The sequence below is a fragment of the Ferruginibacter sp. genome (genome assembly GCF_031430955.1).
GTDB lineage: Bacteria > Bacteroidota > Bacteroidia > Chitinophagales > Chitinophagaceae > Ferruginibacter.
In genome coordinates this window covers 1-5,452 of record NZ_JANPCM010000576.1, presented here as the reverse complement: position 1 = coordinate 5,452, position 5,452 = coordinate 1, and the positions used below count along the sequence as shown (strand labels likewise).

4 protein-coding genes are annotated in these 5,452 nt (G+C 34.6%); 1 reads left to right on the top strand and 3 read right to left on the bottom strand.

The features are described 5' to 3' along the window. On the top strand, window positions 1–1,989 hold a 1,989-nt coding region (locus tag ACY65O_RS16465), incomplete at its 5' end, for a VCBS repeat-containing protein (protein ID WP_462221955.1). 3 nt (window positions 1,990–1,992) lie between these two features. Here ACY65O_RS16465 and ACY65O_RS16460 read toward each other — a convergent pair. The 3 genes from ACY65O_RS16460 to ACY65O_RS16450 form a co-directional block, all read right to left on the bottom strand. Beyond that, window positions 1,993–2,922 (bottom strand): hypothetical protein, encoded by a 930-nt coding sequence (locus tag ACY65O_RS16460; protein WP_462221954.1) that lies wholly within the window; start codon window positions 2,920–2,922, stop codon window positions 1,993–1,995. Between the two features lie 61 nt (window positions 2,923–2,983). Next, the gene (locus tag ACY65O_RS16455; protein ID WP_462221953.1) at window positions 2,984–4,477 is read right to left on the bottom strand and encodes a glycoside hydrolase family 32 protein; all 1,494 of its coding nucleotides are present in this window, start codon (window positions 4,475–4,477) and stop codon (window positions 2,984–2,986) included. Window positions 4,478–4,523: 46 nt separating this feature from the next. Continuing rightward, on the bottom strand, window positions 4,524–5,452 hold a 929-nt coding region (locus ACY65O_RS16450), incomplete at its 5' end, for an MFS transporter (RefSeq protein ID WP_462221952.1).

Below are 5,452 nucleotides of genomic sequence, written 5' to 3'. Positions count from 1 at the left end.
CCCAATAAATTTTATAAAAATAAAGGCAGTCTTCAATTTGAAGACATGGAAACTGCCGTGGGCAACGATTTACCTACCTATTCAAACGGTGCTGTGTATGCCGATTTTGATAATGATGGAGATTTGGATGTGGTGGTAAATAATATTAATGAGCCGGCTTTACTGTACGAAAATAAAACTGTAAAAAAAACAGATAAAAATTTCGCAACAATAAAATTAAATGGTTCAGAAAAAAACAAAAATGCAATTGGTTCAAAAATTATTTTATTTACCGGCGATAAAATTGAAACCTATGAAAAAAATCCAGCAAGAGGTTTTATGTCCAGCATGGAAATATCTATGCACATTGGCATGGGTAAAGTAAAAGTTGATTCAGCATTTTTGATTTGGCCCGATAATTCATTTGAAAAAATTACAATTGACAGCTCATCACAACAACTTTCTTTTACTTATAAAAAAGAGTTACCCAAATTTAATTACAATAGTATAATTAATTTTTACAAAAATGTTTTAAATACTGCAATTGATATTACTGCTTCAACTGGCTTAAACTATAAGCATACAGAAAATGCTTTTAATGAATTTGACCGGGAGCCACTAATTCCTCATATGCTTTCTACCGAGGGGCCTGCACTTGCTGTGGCCGATATAAACAAAGATGGATTGGATGATGTTTTTATTGGCGCCTCCAAAACTTTTCACAATGCTATTTTTTTACAACAGGCAAATGGTAAGTTTATAAAAACCCTTCAACCGGAAATGGCTTTGGATAGTATGTATGAAGATGTGAGTGCCGCCTGGGCTGATGTAAACAATGATGGTAATATTGATTTAATAATTGCAACTGGTGGTAATGAATATTATGGAAACGATGAACATTTATTGCCCAGGATATATTTGAATGATGGGAAAGCAAATTTTAAAAAATTGAAAAATGCGTTTGCAAATATTGCTATAACTCCATCATGTATTATTGCCAGTGATTTTAACGGCGATGGATTTGTAGATTTATTTTTAGGAGGTAGAACAGTACCCTGGAATTATGGAGAGATTCCCCGTTCTTATTTATTACAAAATGACGGGACAGGAAAATTTATTGATGTAACCCTTAAGCATGCAAAAGAGTTGGCAAATACCGGTATGGTTACTAATGCTATTTGGTTTGATTTAGATAATGATAACGACAAAGATTTATTAGTGACATGCGAATGGGGAGGAATTACTGCATTTATAAATTCAGACGGGCAATTTGTAAAAAAAGAATTAACGGATAAAAAAGGCTGGTGGAATTTTGTATTGCCTGTAGACGTTGATAATGATGGCGACATTGATTTAATTGCCGGTAACCTTGGGCTTAACAGCAGGCTTCAGGCAACAGTAGAGCAGCCCGTACAAATGTACTTTAATGATTTTGACGATAACGGAAAAAAGGAACAGGTACTTACTTATTTTGTGAAAAATAAAGAAGTTACTTTATCCACCAAAGATGAATTACAGAGACAAATACCCATGCTAAAAAAGAAATTTATTTACGCAGCAGATTTTGCAGGTGCTGCATTTAAAGATATTTTTCCTGTTGAAAAAATTAATAAGTCCACCATTTCCACAGCAGATTATTTTGCTAATGCCGTATTGATAAACAATGGTAATTTAAATTTCACTACTCAGGCTTTGCCATGGGAAGCCCAGTTAACTTCTTACCGTGATGCCGCCATTGCAGATGTAAACAATGATAATTTGCCCGACATTATTTTAGCAGGTAATTATTACAGCAACACTATTCATACCGGTCGTTACGATGCCGATTTTGGGACAGTATTAATTAATAAGGGGAAGGGAAATTTTACCTGCGAAAATTTAAATCGTCTTATTATCAAAAGAGAAGTTAGGCACGTACAACCAATTAATATATTAAAGCAGCCTGCTTATATTATTGCAAAAAATAACGACAGTGTTTTAGTATTAAAATTTGCCGACACAAAAAAATAACTCCTACATTACCGGGTAATAAATTTTTGTAATCCACTTGCTGCTGTCGGTTTCTTTTAAGCGGTCGGTTATTAATGAATAAAAAGGAATTGCGGGAGCCATTCTTTTATAATCATCAGCATATTTTTTCATTTGAATAATAGCTTTTTCTGCCATTTCACTACCACCTTTTACTTCTGTTACTAAAATATTCCCTCTGCCCAGCATTCTTTTTTGTAAAATAGTTACTGAATTAGGTAATGGCTTATCAACAGGTATGGCAACTTTAACTTCAAAATTAATACTGTCTGTCTCATTAATATTCAACATGGGGTAACCAGTTTTTTTTGCATTATTATTTGCAGCGTAATTAATAAGTTTATCAACAAGGCTGTAAATAAATTGGTTTGTTGGATATCCTTTACTTATAGCAGAGGTTTGTATTAAAGTACTGTCCATAACCAATTCTTTTTTTATTTCAAAACCGTAAATATTTTCGGGGACTTTATAAAAGATTTCCATTTTATTTAGAATGGTCTGCATATCTGCTTCAATTTTTTTTGCCTTAAAATAAGCAGCTATTCTTTTAATGGGATTATAAGATGATGCCATTGCACCAACCCATTCCAAATTGGTAAAGTCTGTTCTTATTTCAATTAAAAAAAGAGAAGTAGAAATTGTAACCTTTTTGTCAGCAATGAATATGGGCATAACAGTGATATTACTGTTATTGATGGTGTAAACAAAATCATTCAGGTAAAAACTATCATTACTTATTTTACCCGGCCACCATTTTGCCACATTAGTTTTATCTAAGAGCATTCTGTTTAAACCGGTTCTGGTTGCATTAATACCAATGCTGCTTTTAAGTTTAATAATATTTGGAATAAACAGGTAAGCAGCACCTAAAACTAATAAAACAAAAACTACCAGGCCAGCAATTACTTTTCTCATACTCTAATATAACCAGTTTTAAAATTTATTTTTATAATTCCGCAAGATAAAAAATACCAGCTTACCAAACTGATTTCATTTGCCACAAACTTAAATTACTAAACTTACTCTTCCCTCCTTCACTGAATAATTCAATACCCATATCTTTTTCATCCGGAAAAATTTGTGCAGTAAAAGCGGCTTCGCCGCCGTTTACAAAAATTTCTGCAATGCTGTTATCAAAATAAATATGTAACTGCAGTTTTTTATTTTTTAAGGGAATTATTTTTTCAAAGCGGTGCATATTTTTAAAATTTTCGTTGAAAGAAGTGTTGCCGCTTTTACTCCTGTCGATATAAAATAATTGCTGTGCGGCATTATACCCTATTTCAAAATAATTATTTTCTCCAACAGCAATCTTTACACCACTTACAGCTGATGCAGAAGGCTCCAGCGTTACTTCCATTTCAAACTGCTTACTTTTAACTGGTAAAACTTTTCTATTTTCTACAGGTTCATTTTGCGATTGGAATATCTTTTTTCTTAACGTCGCTGCAACTGCAACTGGCTTTTGAATTAAAATCCATTCACCATTATCTTTTTTTACACTTAATGTTCTGGGTAAAGCCATGGCGCTTTTCCAAGGAGTGGCAGGAATATCGTTGGCGTAATTCCAGTTGTTTACCCAGCCAATACTTGTAGGTAAAACTGTTGCAGGCAATTGGTTGTAAGCAATGGCCGCATAATAATCGGGACCGTAATCGGGGCGGTAAATTTTATCAGCAAGGTTTTCGTTAGTAAATTTTACGCCATCAAATTCGCCAACAAAATATTGCATAGTGGCGTTTTGAGATGTTTGCAATAACCATTTCTTTTTACCGGGCATCCCTTCAACAGGTACTTGTGTTAAATCCGGGCATTCCCATACACCGCTGGTATCACCTGCCGGACCAAAATCGCTTAAGTGATTCCAGTCTTTTAAATTTTTAGAAGAATACAATTGCATAATATGCTCCACCGGAAACATTAATGCCATCACCCAATATTTTTTTTGTTGGTGCCAAAATATTTTTGGATCCCTGAAATCTTTTTTGTGCAGATCAAGCACGGGGTTGCTGGCATATTTTGTCCAGGTAATGCCATCATCTAAACTGTATGCAATATGCTGGCTTTGATTTACATTTTCAATATGCCCGGTGTACACTGCTACCATCGGCACTTTGCCATTCTTGCCAAAACCACTGGTATTATTTTTATCAACTACACAGGTGCCCGAAAAAATCATTACGCCATTTTCTTCCGGTATTGCAATGGGTAAATGTTTCCAGTGTATTAAATCTTTACTGGTAGCATGGGCCCACGTCATGTGGCCCCAAATATTTGCAAAAGGGTTATGCTGATAAAATAAATGATACACACCATTGTTATACACTAATCCATTGGGGTCGTTGCACCAGTTGGTTGCCGGCGAAAAATGAAACTGAGGCCTGTATTTTTCTGTGTACAGTTTTGTCTGTGCAAATGTTGTTATTGAAATTATCAAAGCAAAAAAAAGAAAATATTTTTTCTGTTGCATAAAAATAAAATTATTAGATAAAGAAAAATATCTCAGCGTGCCCTTACTAAGCACTCAGTTTCTTCTCCAGTTCCTCCAGCGAAACCCCTTTTGTCTCCGGCATTTTAGTCAACACCCAAATTAATTGCAGCACCATCATGCCAGCTAAAAAAGCAAATATTATCCACGGGGCATCTTTAAGAATACCATCTTTTTCATTTAAAAAAATAGGTGTTACTAAAGTTATTATAGCAGCAAAAACCCAATGCACACTGGCGCCGAAAGATTGGCCCAATGCCCGTATTTTATTAGGAAAAATCTCTGAAAGAAAAACCCATATTACCGCCCCTTGCCCAATAGCATGCGATGCAATAAAGAATAATAAAAACGTCATTAAAAACGTAGGGCTGGCTCCTGTTTTAAAAGCATAAGCCACCATAGATAAACTAATGATATATCCAATCGATCCAATTATCATTAAAGTTTTTCTGCCCAGCCTGTCAATTAAATACAAACCCACAAACGTAAAAATTAAATTGGTGCCACCAATTGCAATGGAGTTTAATAAAGATTCTTTTTCTCCTAAACCAATCTTGGTTAAAATTTCCGGCGCATAGTATAAAATAAAATTGATGCCGGATAGCTGGTTAAAAAATGCAATTGCAAATGCCAGCCAGATTATTTTATTATGCTTGGCGCTAAAAAATTGTGATGTATTTCCTTTAAAAGCTTCATGTTTGTTACTTTCAATAATAGCCGCAATTTCTGCATCAGCGTTTTCTACACCAATGTCGTTCATTATTTTTTTTGCAGCAGCTAAATCATTTTTTTTGCTGATTAACCAGCGTGGGCTTTCTGGCACCGCCATTACCATTACCGTATAAATTAATGCAGGTATTGCCAGCACACCCAGCATCCAGCGCCAGTCATTATCGCCACCAACACCTTCTAAAAAATAGTTGGAGAGATAAGCAATTAAAATTCCAAAAACAATAT

Coding starts and splice junctions, on each gene's coding strand:
- ACY65O_RS16460 (WP_462221954.1), bottom strand. CDS start 2,922: ATGAGAAAAGTAATTGCTGGCCTGGTAGTTTTTGTTTTATTAGTTTTA.
- ACY65O_RS16455 (WP_462221953.1), bottom strand. CDS start 4,477: ATGCAACAGAAAAAATATTTTCTTTTTTTTGCTTTGATAATTTCAATA.